Below are 20,098 nucleotides of genomic sequence, written 5' to 3' on the forward strand. Positions count from 1 at the left end.
GCGCAGCGCGCCTGGTTCGCCCGCAGCCTCGCCGGTGACCTCGGTGGCCTGTTCAGCGGGTATTTCGACACCGAGACGGCGGGCCCGAAACGGCAGCCGTCGTCCTACGCCGCGATCACCGCGGCGACCGGGGTGCCAGCGGGCCGGACGCTCTTCCTCTCGGACCTCGTCGACGAGCTGGACGCCGCCCGCGCCGCCGGCTGGTCGACGGTCGGCGTCCGCCGGCCGGGCGAGCCGAACCACGACCGCGGCGTGGGTGACCACCCGGAGGTGAGCGGCCTCACCCAGATCAGCGTCCTGCCGCCGCCCTGATCGCGGCACCGCCACCGGCCGACGGCCCACCGGGACACCGATGACCTGTCGGGGATGCCGATGACCTTGGTCGGTGACCTTGCTGGAGGCGTCGATGACCTTGTCGGGGGCGTCGGCGGCCTACCGGGGCGGGGCGGGCGGCCGCGGGCGCTGGCCGCGCGCGGCCTCGACGATCCCGTGCTCGGTGACGAGCGCGTTCACCAGGCTCACGGGCGTCACGTCGAAGGCGGGGTTGTACGCCCGGGAGCGCGCCGGCGCGACCCGCGACCCGGCGTGGCCGAGCACCTCCTCGCCGTCCCGCAGCTCGATCGGGATCATGTCGCCGGACGCCGTCGCCGGGTCCACGGTCGACGCGGAGGCGGCCACGACGAACGGGATCCGCGCGTACGCGCAGGCCAGCGCCACCCCGAGAGTACCGATCTTGTTGGCGACGTCACCGTTGGCGGCTATCCGGTCGGCGCCCACGACGGCCGCGTCGACGAGCCCACGCACGATCGTCCCCGCGGCGGCGGCGTCGACCTGCACCAGGTGGGGGATGTTCTCGACGTCGAGCTCCCAGGCGGTCAGGCGGCTGCCCTGCAGCAGCGGCCGGGTCTCGTCCACATAGACGATCTCCAGTGCCCCGCGGGCGTGCAGTTCGCGGATGATGCCCAGTGCCGTCCCCCAGCCAGCGGTCGCGAGCGCCCCGGTGTTGCAGTGGGTGAGGATGCGCAGCGGACGGCGACCACCGCCGTCGGTGTGGCCGCTGCCGTCGCTGCCGGGGACGGTCGCGGGAGTCCTCCCGCCGGTGGTACCGGCGCTGATACCGCCACCGCTGCCTGTGCCCGTGCCTGTGTCGTGGATGGTGCCGGTGTTGTGGACGGCGCCGGTGGGCCGGGACGCGCTGCGCAGCAGCCAGTCCGCGCCGTGCGCGCCGATCGCCCGGTTCGCCCGTTCGTCCTGCTCCAGCAGGTCGTGGGCGTATTCGAGGACCGCGGAGATCCCGTGGGCTAGCCGCTGGCGGGCCGCGTCCACCGCGAGAGCGAGCGCGAGGGCGGTGGGACGGGCGTCGCGGATGCCGCCGATGGCCCGTGCGAGAGTGGCCGCGTCCCAGTTCTCCCGCTCGGCCTGGGCCGCGGCCAGGGCCACCCCGAACGCGCCGGCGGCACCGAGGGCGGGAGCGCCGCGGACGGCCAGCCGCCGCACCGCGGCGACGAGCACGTCCACGTCGGTGACCTCGAGGTGGACGACCCGGGCGGGCAGCGCGGTCTGGTCGAGCAGACGGATGCCGTTGCCCGTCCAGGAGACAGGCCGGCCGACAGGAGTCATCCACAGCACGATATGCCGCCGGCCGGGGCCGCCCGGGTATGTCCAGCGGTGGGATCGCCGGTCCGCGCCGGACGTCGACCGGCCATCCGGCCATCCGGCCATCCGGCCGGGCAGGCCGTCCGGCTGTCCCTGGGCGTGGGACAGGCAGTGTCCGGGGCCGGGCGGGTGCCGGTGGAGGTGACACCGGCGGAAATTGATGATCTGGTGGGTGGATGGTGTTTCGACGGGTGCTGCTCTGATGGACGACGTTCTTGTGAACACTGGTGATCCGGTGGACGCCGACGGGTGGCCGGCCGGTCTGCGCGTCGCGGGCGAGGCGCTGGCCCGGGAGGCGGCGCGCTACGCGTCCCTCGGCTGGATGCGGGCGACCTCGGGGAACCTGTCGGTCGTGCTGTGCCGTGCCCCGCTGCGGCTCGCGGTCACCGTGAGCGGGCTGGACAAGTCCGAGCTGCACGCCGGGGACGTGGCCGTGGTCGACGCCGCGGGTGCCGCCCGGCCGGTCGGGCCGGCCCGGCGGCCGTCGGCCGAGGCGGCGCTGCACGCGCGGCTCGCCGAGGCCGCCGGCGCGGGGGCGGTCGTGCACGTCCACACGGTCGTGTCGGTGCGGGCCGCCGAACGCTGGCCGGGCGGCGTCGAGCTCGAGGGCCTGGAGATGCTCAAGGCGCTGGGACGTGGCGCCGACGGCGACCGCGTCCGCATCCCGGTGGTGGGCAACAGCCAGGAGATGACCGGCCTCGGCGACCGGATGGCGGCGCTGCGGGATCCGCGGACCCCGGCCATCCTGATCGCCCGGCACGGCCTGTATGCCTGGGGGGAGGATCTCGGTGCGGCGCGGCGGCACACCGAGGCCGTCCAGTGGCTGCTGGAGTGGGCACTCAGTGACAGATAAGCATTTATCACCCTTATTGAAGAAAATCAAGAAAAGTTGCGTGATTTAAGTCACAGTATGGGTGATGTTGACGATCTCGTGACCGGCGTGTGAAAGTCAATACCGTGTATATCCCGGTGGTGCTCGTGGGGCGAGCCCATATTGATTTCGCCGGGGTGAGTTCGGCCATCTGTACGGCTTCCTGAGCCTGTCCCGCCCCGCCCCTGTCTTCCGGTCCGGATCCGGTACGGTTCGTGCCGAACGTTCCATATATATGGACAAATGGTCGGTGGATCCGCCCGACAGGTGTATTCACGCCCACGAGATGAGGTGCAAGCCGTGTCCCGTCGACTCTTCACGTCGGAATCTGTTACCGAAGGACATCCCGACAAGCTCGCCGACCAGATCAGCGACGCCGTTCTCGACGCTTTCCTCGCTGGTGACCCGCGGTCCCACGTCGCTGTCGAGACCCTGCTGACGACCGGCCTGGTGCACGTTGCCGGCGAGGTCACCTCCGAGATCTACGTCGATATTCCGAGCGTCGTCCGCAACAAGCTCATCGAGATCGGCTACGACTCGTCCGCCAAGGGGTTCGACGGGTCGACGTGTGGGGTGACCGTTTCGATCGGCTCCCAGTCGCCCGACATCGCCCAGGGTGTCGAGAACGCCTACGAGGCCCGGGTGGAAGGTGAACAGGACGAGCTCGGCCGGCAGGGCGCCGGCGACCAGGGCCTGATGTTCGGCTACGCCACGGACGAGACCCCGGAACGGCTGCCGCTGCCGATCACGCTCGCGCACCGGCTGGCCCAGCGGCTCGCCCAGGTCCGCCGCGACGGCTCCGTGCCCTACCTGCGCCCGGACGGCAAGACCCAGGTGACCATCGAGTACGACGGCGACCGGCCGGTCCGGCTGGACACCGTCGTCGTCTCCGCCCACCACGCCGCCGACATCGACCTGGAGCAGCAGCTCACCCCGGACATCCGGGCACTGGTGATCGAGCCGGAGCTCAAGCGGGTGGCCGAGCAGAACCTCGGTATCGAGGTGGACGGCTACCGGCTGCTGGTCAACCCGACCGGCCGCTTCGAGATCGGCGGCCCGCAGGGTGACGCGGGCCTGACCGGCCGGAAGATCATTATTGACACCTATGGCGGGTACGCCCGGCACGGCGGCGGTGCCTTCTCCGGCAAGGACCCGTCCAAGGTCGACCGTTCGGCCGCTTACGCCCTGCGTTGGGTGGCCAAGAACGTCGTGGCGAGCGGGCTCGCCCGCCGGGTCGAACTCCAGGTCGCCTACGCCATCGGCAAGGCCGAGCCGGTCGGCCTGTTCGTGGAGACCTTCGGCACCGAGCAGGTGCCGGTGGCCGCCATCGAACGGGCGGTCTCGACGGTCTTCGACCTCCGCCCGGCCGCGATCATCCGGGATCTGGACCTGCTGCGGCCCATCTACGCGCAGACCGCGAGCTACGGCCACTTCGGCCGGGAGCTCCCCGACTTCACCTGGGAGCGCACGGACCGAGTCGAACAACTACGAGCCGCCGTCAACTGACCGCGGTTCGTGCCTGCGGGCCTTGTCTGCCGGCAATGCCTCCGCGAAGTCCGTACGCCGTCGGGCCGGGGAGAAGCGGCGAAGTGTCCGCGTTCGAGAAGTCATGTAGTGGCAGGTTGTTCGTTGCCACCGGATAACCTGCCACTACGGCGTCCGCCGGGAGTTCTCCGGCCGAAAAATCCTGCTCGGCCCCGGTAGCGACTACTGACTGTCAGGGATCGTTGAAAACCGGATTTTTGATCACTGGATGACTGTCCCGGGATGTCCCATGGCGCCGACTTCCCGGTGTGTGTGCTGGTTTTCCGTGTCCGTACCCGGCTGGCTGGTCTGCCGATGGGCCGGGCTGTTCGGCGGGGGTTGCCTGGGGCCCGTTCCGTGGCGGCTGACCGTCGTCCCTCACGACGGACGGTTTGGGTATGGGGCGGAGATTCACGAGCTGGCCCGGAATATCCGCACGGTCGCCTGTCCGGGTGACGGCCTGCGGATCGGACGTGACCGGCTCTGACGGGGCTGGTCTGGATGCGGGATGCGGGCCTGAGGGAGGGAAAAGTCGGCGTAGAGCGCCCAGAAGCTGTGTGGGCGGGGCGTCCAGCAGGCGGTTGCACACGGCGTGCAGTGTGTTGATGGTGATGATTGCGGGGCCGATGATCGCGACTGTTCCGGGAATGGACGGTTCCAGCGCCAGTGCCAGCACGATGCTGGTGATCCCGTTCTGCTGGGACACGGCGAGGTGGACGCGGTCGGTACGGGGCAGCCGGGCGGTCAGCGCAAAACCCACCACTATCTGGGCGGCGAAGGCGGCAGCACCCAGCGCGATCCCGGCGCCGAGATCGATACCGCGGGCGAGGAGAAGACCCAGGGCCACGGCGGCACCGTAAAAGGCGATCTGGACGGCCCGTTCCACGACGGCCGCCCATTTCGGTGTCGCCGGCCGCATGAAAAGACCAGCGACGGCCAGACCAAGCATGAGAAAATACGAGACGGCGGCAGCGGCCACGGCGCCGACAGCGGCGACGGCGGTTGCCGTGCGTTTTTTCGCGGCCAACCAGACAAACCCGGCGGCCGCGACCAGCCCGGCGTTGTAGCCAAAATTCGTGAGAAAACCGACGAACCCGTCGGTGCCGCCGAAGGTGTCGGCGATCTGCGCCCGGTCGCTGCCGAGAGTGGGCCCCAGCGTCGTGGCCAGCGTCACCGTCAGTATGACGGTGACCGGATCGTCAAAGGACGACCAGGACGCCAGCACCGTCTTGGCGCGTTCCGACATCCTGGAGTTCTGCATGAACGCGGTCACGGACAGCGGATCTATCTGGGCTACTGCCACGGCCAGCAGGAAGAAGACCGGGTCCCCGAAGGCCAGGGAGAGAACGCCGCCGACGAGCGCGGCCTTGAGGACCACACCGACGGTGACCACCAGCAGGATCGTTCGCAGGTCCTTTCTGGCCACCCGTGAGATACCGCTGGTGCTGCCGTACAGGCCGATCGCGAGCAGGGTGGCTATGACGCCGAAGTAGAGCGAACTGTCAGTGATTTCGCGGATGTCGAGTACGACGGCGGCGACAACCCCGGCGAGGATGAAGGCCGTCAGTAGCAGCAGATGACCTGCTTCCCGGACAAGGAGCCGCATGGTTCACGCCTTCCCTCGCTGGCTGGCGGAGCCGGGGCGCCAGGCATCGTCACCCACGGCTGATGAGCATGAGAGGGAAGAGGAAGGCGAACGTGGCCACGGAAGATCGTTTCACTGGTGGGCAACCAGGCGGACTGCAATTTGGTTCATATATATCGACGAAGGCACCCGTGTGCATGACGATCCTCTCGATCCCCGTCGGGCAAGTCTAGCTGATGATCTTTCGTCAGACTACCCTTGTTCGTCGGCGATTTGGTGTGTCTTCCGGCGGAGCGTGTTCCTGGCGACCATGGCCCTTTACGCCCTTGCCTACGCCCTCGTCCACGCCCTCGCCTACGCCCTCGTCCGAGTCGTTGTCGGCCTGGCGCTGGCTCCCGGCATCTCGGGCTGTAGCCCTGATGCCGGTGACCTGGGTAAACGGCGTTGATCGGGACTGGCTTGCGTCATGATGGGTCTGGTTCCGGTCATTGGGAAGCGGCGGCACCCTTCCGCACACTACGATCGGTAACAGAATTCCTTGGTCGGCTTCGCCGGATACGCTGAATTCGTTGTCAGCCATGGCGGAGCCGCCAACCAGCGGGCTGGGGGGACCGGGTGGCAGGAAAGAAGACGGTTCGGTCCGTCGGCGCGAGCCGCTCCGGCGGACACGATGGCCGGCACCCCGACACCCAGGGTATCCCTCTCCACCCCGGCCAGGTCGCTCTGGAGGACTCCGGAATGGCCGAGGACATGACAACGACACGCACCTGTGTGGATGGCGCGCGGCTCGTGAGTCATTGGCGCGCGACGGACCCCGCCGCCCGGCGCGACGGCCTGGCCAACGGGGCCGCCGAGGACCGGGGCAACGACACGAGCCGGGGCGACGGCGCGGATCGGGGCGGCAGGATGAACCGGGGCGGCATCCACCCCGGGGCTGGTATCGCCGACACCGTGTCCAGCGCCATTCCCGACGGTATACCCGGCATCCCCACTTCCGGCATCACGGTCCCGGGCATCGCCGTTCCGGGTGTTGATGTCCCGGGCATCGCTTCGCCCGACATCGAGTCGGCCATGGTGGACCTGACCAGTGTCGATCTCGAAACGGTGGCCATGCTTGAGGACTCCGTGCTGTCCAGGTCGCTGCGCGCCGTTCTGCGGGATGTCGATCGTCCGGGGGTGGCGATCGCGAAGCACATGGTGAAGCTGTGAGCCCGCGGCGAGAACAACAGCCCGGTCCGGGCCGGCGCCCGGTCCCGTTCCGCGAGTTCATCGTGAAGCTGCACAGCCGGTGCAACCTCGCCTGCGACTACTGCTACGTCTACCGTTCTGTGGACCAGGGCTGGCGGGCCCAGCCCGCCGTGATGACGAGAGAGACAGCCCGTCTGACAGCCCGCCGGATCGCCGAGCACGCCCACACGCACGGTCTCCCGGACGTCCACGTGGTGTTCCACGGCGGCGAGCCGCTGCTCGCCGGCCCGGCGCTCATCACGGACGTGGTGACGATGATCCGGCGCGAGGCCGGCCCGGGAACGGATGTCCTGATCAGCGTCCAGACCAACGGCGTGCTGCTGGACGAGGCGTTCCTCGACGTTCTCGCTGCCCTGGACGTCGGCGTGAGCGTCAGCCTCGACGGCGCCCGTGCCGGGCACGACCGTCACCGGCGCTTCCGGGACGGCCGCGGCAGTTTCCAGGCCGTCGCCGACGCGTTGGGGCTGCTCGGGGCGTCCCGTCACCGGCGGCTTTTCCGGGGGCTGCTGTGCACGGTCGACCTCGACCAGGATCCGGTGGAAGTCCATCGCGCACTGTGCGCATTCCGGCCGCCGGTCATCGATTTCCTGCTGCCGCACGGGAACTGGTCGCACCGCCCGCCGGGCAGACCGGCGGACAGCACCTCGACGCCGTACGCCGACTGGCTCATCGCGGCGTTCGACGAATGGTATGACAGCCCCGCGCCGGAAACGACCGTCCGGATTTTCCAGGAAATCATGTTCCTGCTGCTCGGCTGGCCGAGCGACACCGAGACGGTCGGCCTTTCCCCGGCCGCGCTTGTGGTGGTGGAGACCGACGGCACGCTCGAACAGAGCGACGTGCTGAAATCCGCCTTCCCGGGAGCGGCCGCGACCGGTCGCAACGTGCGGGACCATTCCTTCGACGATGTTCTCAGGCATCCGGGTGTCGTCGAGCGTCAGCTCGGGCTCGCGGCCCTCGCCGGAACGTGCCTGCGCTGCGAGGTCGTGCGGGTCTGCGGGGGCGGTTTCTACCCGCACCGCTACCGGGCGGGAACAGGTTTCCGCAACCCCTCCGTCTACTGCCCGGACCTGCTGCGTCTCATCGGCCACATCCGACGCCGGCTGGTGGACGACGTCGCCGGCATCCGACGGATGGGACCGGCCGGGCCGGGAGCGGGCGGAGCGGAACGGGCCGTGCGGTGAGGACCCATCGGCTGGCCGCGGCCGACTTCGACGCGCTCGCCAGCGGTGCCGGCGACGCCGCAGCCATCGCCGCGTTACGCGGCGCCCAGCTCAGCCGGCGGCTGCTGCTCCTACGAGCGATCCGGGACGAGGTGGCCGCCCGGCACGGCGGCCGCGAGCCGCTCGAGTGCTTCCAGGACGGGCTCGCGCTGTTGGCCGCGGCCGCCCGGCGGTCGCGCCCCGCGGCCGACAGCGTCCTGGCGTATCCGATGGTCGGGATGTGGGGGACGCACTGCCTGCGCCGGCTGCGCGGACAGGCCGGGACTGTCCCCCTTGAGCAGGCCGGGACGGTCCCCCTGGAGGAGGCCGGGACGGTCCCCCTGGAGGAGGATCTCGGCTGTCTGGGCGGGATCGCGGTGGCGGCGGCGCTGCGGGCGGCGCACGCCGTCGACATCACGGTCCGGACCAGGGCGGGACAGCTCTTCCTGCCCACCTTCGGGCATCTGCGCATGCCTGGCGGCGCCGAGCGGGTACGGGTGCGCGCCGCGGCCGGCTCCCACCGGATCATCATCACCGGGGACGGCCTCCGGGCCGAGGTGGACATCGGTGACGCGGACACCGGCGGCGTGGTCGTCAGCCGCCCGGAGGCCGGCGGCGCTGGCTCCGGTGGTGCGGGCGCCAACGAAGCGGTCGCTGGCGCTCCGGGAAGCGGCGGCGTGGACGCCGACGCAGCGGGAGGCGGATGCTGGTTCCCGCTGCGCCGGCTGCGCAGCACCGCGGAGGGCCGTCGTCTCGAGGTGGCGCTCGACGATGCCGATCCCTACCGGCGCTTCGGCGCACTCCAGGTCCGTGACGGACTGGAGGATCATGAGGTCGCCCGCTGGCAGATGCTCCTCGACGAGGCATGGGCGCTGCTCGTCCGCCATCATCCACAGCGCGCGGACGCCGTCCGCGCGGGGCTCACCGTGTTCGTCCCACTGCTGGACGCCCGGGCGGGGCATGCCGTCTCCGCCACCTCCGTGGACGCCTTCGGAGCTGTCTGTCTGATCACCCCCACCAGCGCGGCCGCGCTGGCCACCGATCTGCTGCACGAGTTCCAGCACACCAAGCTGTACGCGCTCATGGACATCCTGCCCCTGTTGGAAGATCGGCAGGATCGTCGCGAGAAGATCTATTACGCGGGCTGGCGGCCGGACCCGCGTCCCGTTACCGGGCTGTTCCAGGGGGCCTACGCTTTTCTCGGGCTGCTGGAGTTCTGGAACGTCCAGCGCCGCAGCGGTGGCGCGCGCACGCGCCGGATCGCGGAGTTCGAGTTCGTCCGCTGCCGGGAGGCGGTGGCCGCCGCCGTGGACACGTTGCGCTCCTCCCGGGTGCTGACCGCGCTGGGCCGGCGTTTCGTCGAGGGCATGGCGCACGCCCTGCGCCGCTGGGAGGAGCTGCCCGTCGACGACGCGGTGGCGGCGCGGGCACGGGATATGGCCGTGGACCATCGGGCGATGTGGCGGCTGTCGCACCTGAGCCCGGACGACGGCCAGCTACGGCGGTGGGCGGACGCCTGGTCGGCGGGCCGGCCCTGCCCGCGCGAGCCACCAGCCGTGGAGGTGGTCGCCGGCAGCCAGGAGCGCGCGGAAACCAGGCGCGGCGTACTTGTCCGGCGCTGGCTGGACGATCCGGAGGCTTTCCAGGCTGTCGACGCGGTCCTTGAGAGCGCCGGCACGGCCGGCGTCGCCGGCCTCGACATGATCGCTGACATCGCTCTGGTGAGCGGCTACTACGCGCGTGCCGCCGAGCTGTACAAGGCGCATCTGGCCAGGTGGCCAGGTGGCGCCACCTCTTGGGCGGGGCTCGCGGTGGCCCGCGGGTACGCCGTCACACCGGCGGTCGCCGCGCTCACCTCTCACCCGGAGACCGTTCGGGCACTGTATGTCTTCCTGCGTGCGACGCCGGGTACTACGACCGATCCGGACGTCCTCGCCGCCTGGATGAGTACTGCCGCCTGGATCGTCACGGCGACCAGTCCAGGCCCCGGCGCAGACTTTCCACCAGCGTCCGGATTCGGTCGTCGGCCTGCGCGACCTGGTCCTGGAAGAGGGTAACGCCGACGACGTACCGGCCCAGGGCGACCGGATGGTGGTACAGCGCCCCCGCCTCGACGTCGAGGACCGTCCGCACCAGACGGCCCGGCTCGGACGGGCTGATCGATGTCAGCATCCTGTCGAACTGGCTGGTGATGAACTGGAACCGTTCGCCGAACTCCTGGTAGAGGCCGCGTCGGTCCACGGCGTCCAGCCCACCGAACGACTTTGTCCGCTCGCTGTCGAGGACGTCCACAGAGAACTGCCATCTGCCGTCCGCGAAGAAGGCGACGTAGTGCAGGTCCGCCGGGTGTACCGCGAACCGGCACTCTTCGGCGGCCTGCCTCTCCATCCGGCCGACCGTGGACGACCGGGACCAGTTGACGGCGGGTGTGACCTGCCCGTCGCCGTACCGGGCAGGATCCCGGGGGATTCCTCGTTGGAAACCGCCGTAGTTCCGTGGTGGCCGGCCCAGGGACTCGAGGATCGATTCGGCTATGGCGGCCATGGAACGGTCCGCGTCGTCCACGTGCTGCCCGCCCAGGGTCAGCCCCACGAGGTATTCGTTGCCGTGGATCCAGTACCAGTACACCCCGAAGTGGCTAACGTCGAAAATGGTTCGCATGAGCCGGCCGGTCCACATGTCTGCCAGGTTCCGGTCAACGCGTCCGATGTCGTAGTTGAATTTCCGGCCGATCTGGATCAGGGTCGCGCGCAGGTTCGCCGGGCCCGAGGAGCCGGCATCGAAGTGACCGGCCAGTTCCTCGTGCTCGAGAATGTCGACGGAGAAGTTCGGGATCCCGTTGACGAAATGCCCGACATGGTGGATCCGGTGCACGCCGACGTGCTGTCGGCAGCGGTTGACGAGATCGTGGTAGCGGCTTCTCTCTCCCCGGTGGTCGGAGGCGCTGTCGAGGCCGCGGTGGAACACGATCTTTGGACCCGGCTTCGGATCCGGCTGGATGGGCGGGGCCGTGTCCATCATCACCATCTCCTTCGGCGCGCGTTCACGGTATTGGTATTTCGATCGGGATCTCGTGCCGGTCGGAGCCCGCGCTGTCCGGCGCCTTCGACAACCGGGCGGAGCTGTCTCGGTAGTTCTCGCCCGCGAGCTTGGTATCTGGATATCTGGGGGTGTAGTAGCGTAGGAACGCATCGTGGGTCTGCCTGTCGAGATCGCGTGCGTCCTCGATCTCGCCCACCGCCACCAGGCTGTTCGCGTGGCCGACCGCCGCCGTCAGGGTGAAGAAATGCTCTTCCCCGACCTGGTCGTCGGAACGCAGGCCGGTCATGGCTTTCCAACTCAGCTCGCGTGCCTCGTCGAAGGAAGCACGGGCATTCCCGGTGTTTTCGCGGGCCCGCTCCGCCCGGCCCTTGGCCCGCAGGTAGAGCGCCAGGTTCGCCATGCAGATATATTCGAACGGGTGTTTCTCTTTCGTCTGGCCGGCGAGTTCCTCCTGGTCGGCGAGTTTCTCCCGGTAGCGTCCATATCCGGCGAGAACTTTGCGGCCGAGAGCCACCGCCTGGTCGTGCTCACCGAGTAGGGACAGGTCGGTGGCCAGGCTGAGTTCGCAGGTGAGCTCCTCAGGCCTATCCGGATGGTATTCGGATGTCGTGCGGTATCTGTCGAGCGCATCCTGGTCAGACTTACGGGCCGTATCGTAGTCGCCCTGTAGCCTGAATATTGTCGCTAGTAGGTGATCCGTGTACGCCAGGTGACGGGTCTTGTCGGACCGCTCGTTGAAAAAACGGCGGGCTTGCTGCAGCCGGTCCTTCGCATCCTCCAGTTCGCCCATCTGCCGCTGCAGGAAGCCCACGCTCAACGCCGACACCCAGGTCTGCGACCGCTCGTCACCGAGGACCCGGCGGGCGCGTTCGAAGGTCTCCAGCGCACCCTTCAGCGCGGCGCTGACGTCACCGTAGAAGAACAGGCAGTGGGCCAGGTTGTAAGAGGCGATGATGGTGTACAGATGATCGTCGCCGTACTGGCTCCGGAAGCCCGCGAAAGCTTCCTCATCATACCGTTGGGCGTCCCGGAACTTGCCTGTCTGCCGTCGGTCCAGCGCGAGGCTGCCGGATGTCCACCAGACATGCGGGTGCCCCGAGGGGAAGACAGCCGTCTGCCGCTCATGGGTCTCGTTGTTGAGCCTGATCGCCTCAGGGAACTGGGACAGCTCCCGGTAGGCGTTGGAGACGTGGGTGGCCAGGCGCAGGCGCAGGACGTCGCTCTCGCGGTGCGGAGCCGCGGCCGCCCAGTACGCCAGTAGGCCCTCGCCGAGGTCCCGCGCCTTCGTCGCGGTCGTGGACTGCAACAGGTAGCGGGTCTGGTGCACCAGCCAGCGGCGCACCGCGTCGTCGAGACTGCTGACCGCGCCGGAAGGTTTGATGTGCCGCTGGAGCTCGGCGTAGCGCTCGCTGTCCTTGGGATCGTCCGACGGCTCGTCCAGCGGGGCGAAGGCGGCCAGCACCCGCAGAATCTCGGTCCGCCGCTTCTCGAGGGTGCCGGCCTGGCGCATCCGGCTCCGCAACAGGTCGCACAGCACGGGAGGCAGGCTCAGTGACTCCCAGCGCGGGCCTATCCGTACCAGCGTGAGCTCGTTGGCCACATTTTGGAGGATCCGGTCGATGAGCCCGGTGTCCGGGCCGCCCGGCAGCGTGGTGTCCGGGCTGTCCGGCAGGTTGTCGTCCGGCTGCTGCAGTACCTCCAACATGCCGCGTGACTTCAGCAGCTTCATGGAGATGCCCTCCGTCGACAGGAAGGCGCACAGTTCCAGGAAGCGGAGGCGTGGCCGTGACCGCTTCTCCAACGTGTCCAGGGACACCAGCAAGCTCTGCAGGATGGGTGGCGCGACGCCGTCGGTGCGACCGGCCGCCAGGTCTTCCACGGCACGGTCGAGCAGCCTGAGGTAGTGCCGTACGGCTTCGCTCGCCTCTATGCCCGACTCGACTATCCACGTCGCGGCATGGTCGACCGCCTGCGGCAGGTAGCCCAGCCTTCTGGTGACTGACGCGATGAGGTCGTCCTCGGCGTACCCGATCCGCTTGCGCATCAGTGTGTCGGCCTCGGCCGGGGTGAACGGGTCCACGCGCATGATCTCCGCGCTGTTCCGCCAGCCGGCCTCCTCGGCAGTGGTGATCAGGACGTGTCCGTAGATCCCCGATTCCGGGAGGAGCCCGCCCAGCGCCGCCCGGTCGGTCGCGTCGTCATAGACGAGCAGCCAGCGTTTGGCCAGCCGGTCGCTGACAAGATCCGTGAGCATCTCGGCCACCGGATCCGCCGCCGCCGACCAGCTCTTCGCGCGGTACCCGTACGCGGCCGGGTGCTCGCTGATGGCTTTCAGTAGTTGCTCCAGGCTGTCCCGGGCGGCCTCGGCGCTGCTGGCCCGGACCCACCAGACCAGGTCGTAGTCCGAGGCGAAACGGTGGGCGTACTCGACCGCGATCTCGGTTTTTCCGTGGCCGCGCCCGCCGCAGAGGGCCAGCGGCAGCAACGGCCTGGTCCTCGACCAGGTCAGGTAGTCCCGGGCGCGGCTGAGATGCTCCTCCCGGCCGACGAATCGCGGGTTGACCCGCAGCGACGTCCTGATCTCGGGGACGCTGCCGGGGAACCGGGTGCCTCCGGGAGGGGGGTCAGCGGTTGTCGCCGGTCCGGTCCGGCCCAGTTGCCTCAGCAGGGTGGAACGTGCCTTCTGCTCGGTGAACATGCCGAGCTGCACCTTGGCGATCAGGTCGAACGGCTCGCGGAACTCGTTGGTGTCCACCCGGATCCCGACGATCCTGGGAACGGTCGTGGCATCGTCTCCGCTGACCCGCGCGTTGATCAGTCCTCTGAGATATTCGCGCCACGGTGAAGAATCGAGCAGATCCTGGGTGAGTACGATCACGACCGGTTCCTGGTCCCGGCCGTCAACGCCACCGGGCGCGGTCCTAACGGGCGCGGTCCTGTCGGCTGAGGCGGGTGGAGCGGAGATGTCATGCACGGAGATGTGCACATTGCCCAACTCGGTGCGGATCCATTCCGCCCAGACCCGGCCCCGAGGCGCCGCGACGACCGTCGCCGTGTTGACGTCCATGGGCACCAGGCGTTCAAAGGCCCGCAGCCATTGTATGCGTTCCGGCTCGGGCAGCGGCTTCAGGCTCTGGACCTGGCCGTTGGTGATGACATTGGTGAGGTATTCATACGGACTGAGCAGGCCGTTCGTGCTCTCCGGTCGCTCCGCGAAGGCGGCGAGGACTTCCTCGTAGGCGTAGAACGACTTGTAGGGGATCTCAACATGCCCCCAGTAGGTGTTGCGGCCGGCCTCGTCGAGGCCGCGTGGCAGCCTGGGGAAACAGCGCCGGACGCGCTCCCGGCTGATGTTCAGTTTCTCGGTCTCCCCGGGCTCGACTCGCATCGGCACTGGCAGGACGCGGATAGCCCGGTCCAGGTGATTTTCGATGTCGGTGACGACGTTGGCCGCGCCGATGATCGACTGGGAGTTCATAGTGAAGCCGAGGACGACGACGTCCGGGAGTAACTTGGTGCAGATCGATGCGCTGTCGCCGAGACCGGTCCGGCTGTCGACGAGGATGTAGTCGTAGCCGCCGGCGAGCATGTTCGCCCGCATGTCCTGGAAGAACCGCCGACCACGGAGATTGTCGTAGAGCGCGCTCCAGGGCAGAGAGGCGATCGTGGCCTCGTAGGATCCGCCCTGCCGGCCAGGGCCGAGGAAGTCGATGCTCCCCCAGCCGGAATGCCGGGCCAGCTGCAGGTGGATCACCCGCTGGTCCACCGCGGCGAACTCCCGCCGCAGGTCGGCCCGGTCGGCCCTGGGATCGTACCAGGCCGCGGAGACGTAGCCCTGCACCATGTCGACGACGCCTTCGATGTCAGTGGCCGCATCCGAATCCAGGAAGAACGGGTGCAGATAGCTGCGCAGGCCCGGCGCCTCGAGATCCCAGTCGACGACCAGCACCTTCCGGCCCGCGCTGGCCAGGATCCAGGCGACGTTGGCGACCGCCATCGTCCGTCCGACCCCGCCCTTGTACGAATAGAAAGTCACGATGGTGCCGCCCGGGCCGGTCGGGGACCCGGTGGTGCCGGCTACTGTCGTTGTCATCGTCACCGTTCCGCGTCATCCGGCCACCGGCGGCGCAGTACCGGTCTGCCCTGATCCGGGTCGTCGGGGATGTCGCCCGGCCCGGTTCCCGGGCCGGGCCCGGCCATGTTTATCAACATGTTCTGGGTGCGGATGACCATGGACACGATGTCCGTGGCCAGTTCCTCATGGGTACGGACATCCTTGCGACGGTTCCAGCGGACGGCGTCCGCGTGGGCGAACCATCGGGACAGTTCCGCGCGCAGGTTCTCGGCCTGTTCCTCGGTCTCCTCATCCGTCGAGCTGAACACCGCCAGCATTCCCGCGGAGGCGGCCGGGTCCGTCGCCAGCCAGCGTTCCATGTCGGCGGGAAGCTCCTGGTAGGGCTCCGCTCCGGTGATCCATGGATCGACGAGCAGGACGATGACGCGCCGGTCGGCGCGGGCCCGGGCCAACTGCTCGGTGAGCTCGGCGCCGACGGGGTAGCAGACCGTGTCGTAGATCGCGTTCTTACTCAGGGCGGCCTGGGCCAGGGCGAACGCGGGCCGGCCGGTGGCCGGCAGGAAGGGCCGCCAGTCCTCGGGCGCGGTCCCGTAGAAGTCACGCCGAGTACGGGTGGAGGGCTGCTCGTCCGCCGTGGCGGCGGCGATGACGACCCCGACCCGGCCCAGGTTGCGGGTATGTCGCCGATTCCGGGCGGGGAGACGCGGCGTCTCGGCCACGTCGTCCCCGGTATGCGCTAAGGGAGGCTCGGGTTCGGCGTCCGGTGGCGAGGCCTGCCGTGCCGGCTCGGCACCGGCGGCATTGACAGGAGCGGATTCGGCGGTGGGCGGGGCCGCGGCGAGGAGCTCCGGACGCGGGCGGGCGTAGGGCAGGTCGGCCGCGGTCATCACGGGCAGGTCGGCGGCGGCCCCGGCGACCACCAGACCGGCGACCTGCCGGACGAAGGCCAGGTAACGCTCGCTCGCGCCGGAACGGTACATCTCGCTCATGAGGTGGCGCAGGCCGCCGGTGCGGCCCATCTCGACGGCGTTGGTGGGCAGGCGGCTCGCCGTCCGCAGGATGCCAGGCAGGGTGTCGAAGCCGGCCGACCACGGGATACCGATCAGCGACGCCGGTTCGGCCCCCGTACGCTGCTGGTACCAGCGCATCCGGTCGTGGAACGCCGACCATTCGCGGACGCAGCGCGTACTGCGCACATAGGCGTCCGAATAGGCTGCGACCAGTACCCGGCAGGTCAGGGCGGACGCTGCCGGCGCGTCCGGCGTATCGGGTGTGTACGTCCCGGCTGGTGGCTCCTGCCCGTGAACCGGTGCCCACAGTTCGCCGGTGGCATCCGGCGGGTATCCGAGCTGGTTGCGCAGTTCGCGCTGGAGGTCGCCGAAGAACCGTTGCAGGTGCCCCGCGTCGGCGTCGCCGGTGGCGTGGCTGACGAAGAAATACGGTGTCATGTCGACTGACGCCGATCCGGCCCGTCATCGCATCGCGCCACCGTGGGCGCGGCACCCCCGGCGGGGTTTCCGGGCCCGGCGCAGGCCGCCGGCCGATGAGCAGGGGTGCTCGACGGGACATGCGTCCGGCCGCGATCGGCGTGCCGCCGCTCGTCGTGTACCACCCCGTACCACCTCGCGCACTCGGCAGATCCCCCGATGCCGTGCGGGACCACCACGGGAAGTCGACCGTGTACGGCGGACTGAGGCTGACCACCGAACGCGAACTCATCACCGCGGAAGGTTGACGAAACGCGCCCAACTATAGCCCCTGACCCGTTGCCGGGGCAGCCGGCCGTCCGATATGTGACGGCCGAGTCCTGTGGTGAGGAGGCGGTGGGATGGCCGGCGCGTGGGGGCTCGACCGGTCGCCTGAAAAGGCTGTGACCAGCCCGTCTGCGCAGGTGGGGCGGGTCGTGGGTGGAGTGCGCGGACGGTGGGGCGACCTGTCGGGCCGGAGGCCCGGTATGCCTGGAGGGGCTGGATGCGCCATGGCGTATGCCGAGTCGTCACAACGACAGATGATGTGACCGAATTAGACGTGTATCTTTGCCCGGTGGAGCGTCGGGGGCCACCGTGTTCCGACGTCCCACCAGAACTGGATGGTCCGGTCGGATGGGCGCTCCCGGTCCCGGTCCCGAGGCGGAGCGTCCGGCCGGAGCGGTCGTGGTCTGCGGGGGTCCATGCGCTACTACTTCATGACGAGCTACGCCTCCGAGCAGGACCGGAAATGGGTGGCTCGTTTCCACACCGATCTCGAACGCCAGATGCGGGCAGGCGGCGCCGATGTTCTCGTCGGCGGTCAGCTCGACTATCCCGTGCCGGGGAGTCCCGGCGTCCGAGCGGATGGTGATCATCCCGCGGCGAAGCTGCCCGTGATGGTGGCGCTGTATTCGGATTCTTATTTCAGTGACCCGCGGTGCGCGCTCGACTGGGAAATCTTCAACCAGCGGGGGCGGATCTACAGTCAACGCTACGGGAAGTGGCCAAAGGACGCTGTCATCGGGCTGATCTGGCGGCCAGTGGCGATCACTCCCGTGGAGAAGGTCCTTAAATCACAGTCCTGGGACGCGGCACGTGGCGCACCCTTCGCCGGTGACGGCCTGTTCAACCTCATGCGCAGACATCACGACGACTACCACCGGGTGGTGGAGCGGACCGCGAACCGAATTCTCGAGGCGCACAGGCGGTTGACGACGCCGGGGCAGGAACTGCCGTCGCTGTCCCCCGAGGAGGTCGCGCTGATCCGTCCTCCGTCCGGTGGCCTGCGGGAGGAGGTCACCATCTACCGGCAGGAAGAGGACAGTGCCGGCCGCCGGGAACGGCTGGGAGGCAGTGTGCCCCGGTTCATCTTTTTCACCAGCTACGCCGCTCGTCCCGGTGACCGTGAGCTGGTGGAGAAGCTCCACGCCGACCTGACCGCTGAACTGGGTGTCAGGGCGGACCGCGAACCGCGGCCACGTGGTTTTCTCGCCCCCTGGGACATCGGGCTGGGGGCGGAATGGCAGACCGAACTGCGGGAGGCGGCCCGTACCATACCGGTCATGGTCGCCCTGCTGTCCGACGACTACTTCCGCAGCGGCTGGTGCGGCTGGGAATGGGCTGTCTTCAGCGAGCGGATGCGGCGAGCGGCCATGAACGGGGCCGCAAGCACGGGCATGAGCGGGGCCACGGGCACGGTCGCGGATTCGCCGCCCGGTTACATTCTTCCGCTGGAATGGGTGCCGCGGCGGCAGCCCGTCCCGGCCGTGGCGCGGCGGATACAGCTCACCTCGCCGAGTCTGGGGCGGGCATACGCGGACAGCTGTGTCGTCGATCTCATGCGGCAGCATCCGCGGGAGTACCAGAGTTTCATCATCGCGCTGGCCGAGAAGGTGCTGCGAACGGCCGCCGCCGCGCTGCCGCCGCTCGACCGTGACACGGCGGCCGGTCTGGCGCCGGCGTTCGGCGATTTTCCCGCGCCGAATCCGCCTGTTTCTCCCGGTCCCCCCGTTCTCCCCGATCGGTCCAGCAAGCCAGCCGTAGCCGGATCGGCGGGGAAATCCGGGCAGGGTGATTCGGGCGGACTGGTCGCCGTCGTTGGCGCCGGTGCTTCCGGCAGGCGGGATGTCTCTGGTGGACCAGGCGGTGGCGGCCTCGGCAACCGGCTCGCTCCCGACGACATCCTGGCGCTGGTCGAGGCACTGGAGCGGGTCGACGTCCTTTATGACCAGACCGCCCGGCAGGAGTGGGTGGTCGCCATCGGTCACCGTTCCGGCCGCCAGCCCCGGCCTCCCCTGACCCCGCACCTGCGTACCTATTTCATGAAGGTGGTGCGGTTCGCCGGTGACCAGGCCGATGCCGGGGTGCTGACCGCGCTCGCCGACGCGCTCCATGACATCGACCCGGGCTCGGAAAGCGTCCACCGCGTCCGCACCCTCGTCGAAGACCTGCGCACGCGCTGGTGACCCGAGCACGGCAGGAAGGCGGCTCACGGCCTGGCTGGGCCGGCGGACCAGCGCGATGGTCCGCCGGCGCGCATGTTCCCCGTGGGCGCTTATTCCTGAGCGCTCTTTCTGGCGACGCCGGCGAACTGCCAGGCGGTGCGGATGTCGTCCTCGCCGGGACGCCACTGCCAGGGGTGGACGATGCCGGGCTCGACCAGGTCGAAGCCGGCGAACAGGGCTTCGATCCGCTGGCGTGAGCGGAAGACGAAGGGCGAGGTGGCGTTCTTGTACACCTGCTCGACCCGGGCCACCTGGTCGGATGGCGCGTCGTCCGTGGCCGCGTGTGTCAGGGCGATGTGGGAGCCGGGTGCCAGCAGTTTCCGGAACGCGGCGATGAGGCCGGCCGGGTCCTCCTCGTCGGTGACGAAGTGGAAAACGGCTATGAACAGGATGGCTACCGGTCGGGAGAAGTCGATCAGAGTGCGCAGGTCGGGATGATCGAGGATTGTTCCGGGGCTGCGCAGGTCCGCGGTGATGACCGTGGTGGTGGCGTTGTCGGCCAGCAGGGCCCGGCCGTGAGCCAGGACGATCGGGTCGTTGTCGACGTAGACGATGTGGGCGTCGGGGTTGACCTGCTGGACGATCTCGTGCACGTTGCCCTGGGTGGGCAGGCCGGCACCGACGTCGATGAACTGGTCGATGCCCGCCTCGGCCAGCCACCGTACGACGCGGCGGAGGAAGAGCCGGTTCTCCCGTGCCGCGTCAGAGGTGATCTCGGCGCCCACGGCTTCCTTGACCTTTTCGGCGGCTTCCCGGTCGACCGGGAAGTTGTCCTTGCCGCCGAGGAAGTAGTCGTATATCCGGGCGGGCGTGGGCCGGTCGGAGCGAATATTTACGCCCGGCCCCCAGCTGCCGTCCGGCTCGGGGATGCTCGATTTAGCGGTCCAGTTTGTCATCGCCTCGGTATGTTACGGCATTTTTC

General features: G+C 69.1%; 14 protein-coding genes. 8 read left to right on the forward strand and 6 right to left on the reverse strand.

Annotation, left to right across the window (positions count from 1 at the left end; all coding sequences use genetic code 11):
• A partial coding sequence (locus AC5LSR_RS03620; RefSeq protein ID WP_493468138.1) for an HAD-IA family hydrolase occupies positions 1 to 312 on the forward strand: 312 nt, incomplete at its 5' end.
• 120 nt (positions 313 to 432) lie between these two features.
• Here the strand turns inward: AC5LSR_RS03620 and AC5LSR_RS03625 are convergent.
• Entirely contained in the window at positions 433 to 1,620 is a 1,188-nt protein-coding gene (locus AC5LSR_RS03625; RefSeq protein ID WP_250287377.1) for an S-methyl-5-thioribose-1-phosphate isomerase, read from the reverse strand.
• A 253-nt stretch (positions 1,621 to 1,873) separates the two neighbouring features.
• Here AC5LSR_RS03625 and mtnB point away from each other — a divergent pair, with 253 nt between their 5' ends.
• Both mtnB and metK read left to right on the forward strand, forming a co-directional pair.
• Positions 1,874 to 2,509: a methylthioribulose 1-phosphate dehydratase gene (gene mtnB / locus AC5LSR_RS03630; protein ID WP_493468139.1), complete on the forward strand. Its 636-nt coding sequence runs from the start codon at positions 1,874 to 1,876 to the stop codon at positions 2,507 to 2,509.
• 318 nt (positions 2,510 to 2,827) lie between these two features.
• Complete coding sequence (metK, locus tag AC5LSR_RS03635; RefSeq protein ID WP_250283244.1) at positions 2,828 to 4,033, forward strand: methionine adenosyltransferase; 1,206 nt, start codon at positions 2,828 to 2,830, stop codon at positions 4,031 to 4,033.
• A 211-nt stretch (positions 4,034 to 4,244) separates the two neighbouring features.
• On the opposite strand, the gene AC5LSR_RS03640 is transcribed toward metK, so the two are convergent.
• Positions 4,245 to 5,657: a cation:proton antiporter gene (locus AC5LSR_RS03640; RefSeq protein WP_250283243.1), complete on the reverse strand. Its 1,413-nt coding sequence runs from the start codon at positions 5,655 to 5,657 to the stop codon at positions 4,245 to 4,247.
• Positions 5,658 to 5,946: 289 nt separating this feature from the next.
• Here AC5LSR_RS03640 and AC5LSR_RS03645 point away from each other — a divergent pair, with 289 nt between their 5' ends.
• The 4 genes from AC5LSR_RS03645 to AC5LSR_RS03660 all read left to right on the forward strand — a co-directional run bounded on the left by AC5LSR_RS03645 (position 5,947) and on the right by AC5LSR_RS03660 (position 10,143).
• A complete protein-coding gene (locus tag AC5LSR_RS03645; protein WP_250283241.1) occupies positions 5,947 to 6,084 on the forward strand; it encodes a hypothetical protein in 138 nt (45 codons plus the stop codon).
• 290 nt (positions 6,085 to 6,374) lie between these two features.
• Positions 6,375 to 6,845 (forward strand): FxSxx-COOH-like cyclophane-containing RiPP peptide, encoded by a 471-nt coding sequence (locus tag AC5LSR_RS03650; RefSeq protein WP_250283238.1) that lies wholly within the window; start codon positions 6,375 to 6,377, stop codon positions 6,843 to 6,845.
• Positions 6,842 to 8,068 (forward strand): FxsB family cyclophane-forming radical SAM/SPASM peptide maturase, encoded by a 1,227-nt coding sequence (locus AC5LSR_RS03655; RefSeq protein WP_250283237.1) that lies wholly within the window; start codon positions 6,842 to 6,844, stop codon positions 8,066 to 8,068. Before AC5LSR_RS03650 ends, AC5LSR_RS03655 begins: the two co-directional genes overlap by 4 nt.
• The gene (locus AC5LSR_RS03660; RefSeq protein ID WP_250283234.1) at positions 8,065 to 10,143 is read left to right on the forward strand and encodes an aKG-HExxH-type peptide beta-hydroxylase; all 2,079 of its coding nucleotides are present in this window, start codon (positions 8,065 to 8,067) and stop codon (positions 10,141 to 10,143) included. Before AC5LSR_RS03655 ends, AC5LSR_RS03660 begins: the two co-directional genes overlap by 4 nt.
• Here AC5LSR_RS03660 and AC5LSR_RS03665 read toward each other — a convergent pair.
• Genes AC5LSR_RS03665 through fsxC form a run of 3 tightly spaced genes read right to left on the reverse strand, consistent with a single transcriptional unit; the run spans position 10,052 to position 16,651 of the window.
• Positions 10,052 to 11,107, reverse strand: coding sequence for a hypothetical protein (locus AC5LSR_RS03665; RefSeq protein ID WP_250283232.1), 1,056 nt, complete (start codon positions 11,105 to 11,107; stop codon positions 10,052 to 10,054). The genes AC5LSR_RS03660 and AC5LSR_RS03665 overlap by 92 nt on opposite strands.
• Positions 11,108 to 11,129: 22 nt before the next feature.
• On the reverse strand, positions 11,130 to 15,221 hold the full coding sequence (fxsT, locus tag AC5LSR_RS03670; RefSeq protein WP_250283229.1) for an FxSxx-COOH system tetratricopeptide repeat protein: 4,092 nt from the start codon (positions 15,219 to 15,221) through the stop codon (positions 11,130 to 11,132).
• A gap of 2 nt (positions 15,222 to 15,223) precedes the next feature.
• Positions 15,224 to 16,651, reverse strand: coding sequence for an FxsC protein (fsxC, locus tag AC5LSR_RS03675; protein ID WP_250283227.1), 1,428 nt, complete (start codon positions 16,649 to 16,651; stop codon positions 15,224 to 15,226).
• Between the two features lie 722 nt (positions 16,652 to 17,373).
• Between fsxC and AC5LSR_RS03680 the strand changes: the two genes are divergently transcribed.
• Positions 17,374 to 19,137, forward strand: a complete 1,764-nt coding sequence (locus tag AC5LSR_RS03680; RefSeq protein WP_250283225.1) for a TIR domain-containing protein — start codon at positions 17,374 to 17,376, stop codon at positions 19,135 to 19,137.
• 89 nt (positions 19,138 to 19,226) lie between these two features.
• Here the strand turns inward: AC5LSR_RS03680 and AC5LSR_RS03685 are convergent, their stop codons facing one another.
• Positions 19,227 to 20,072 carry an SAM-dependent methyltransferase gene (locus tag AC5LSR_RS03685; protein WP_250283224.1) on the reverse strand — a complete coding sequence of 282 codons (846 nt, stop codon included), beginning with the start codon at positions 20,070 to 20,072 and terminating at the stop codon, positions 19,227 to 19,229.
• Positions 20,073 to 20,098: the final 26 nt, after the last annotated feature.

This window comes from Protofrankia sp. CiP1_Cm_nod4, from assembly GCF_982290645.1.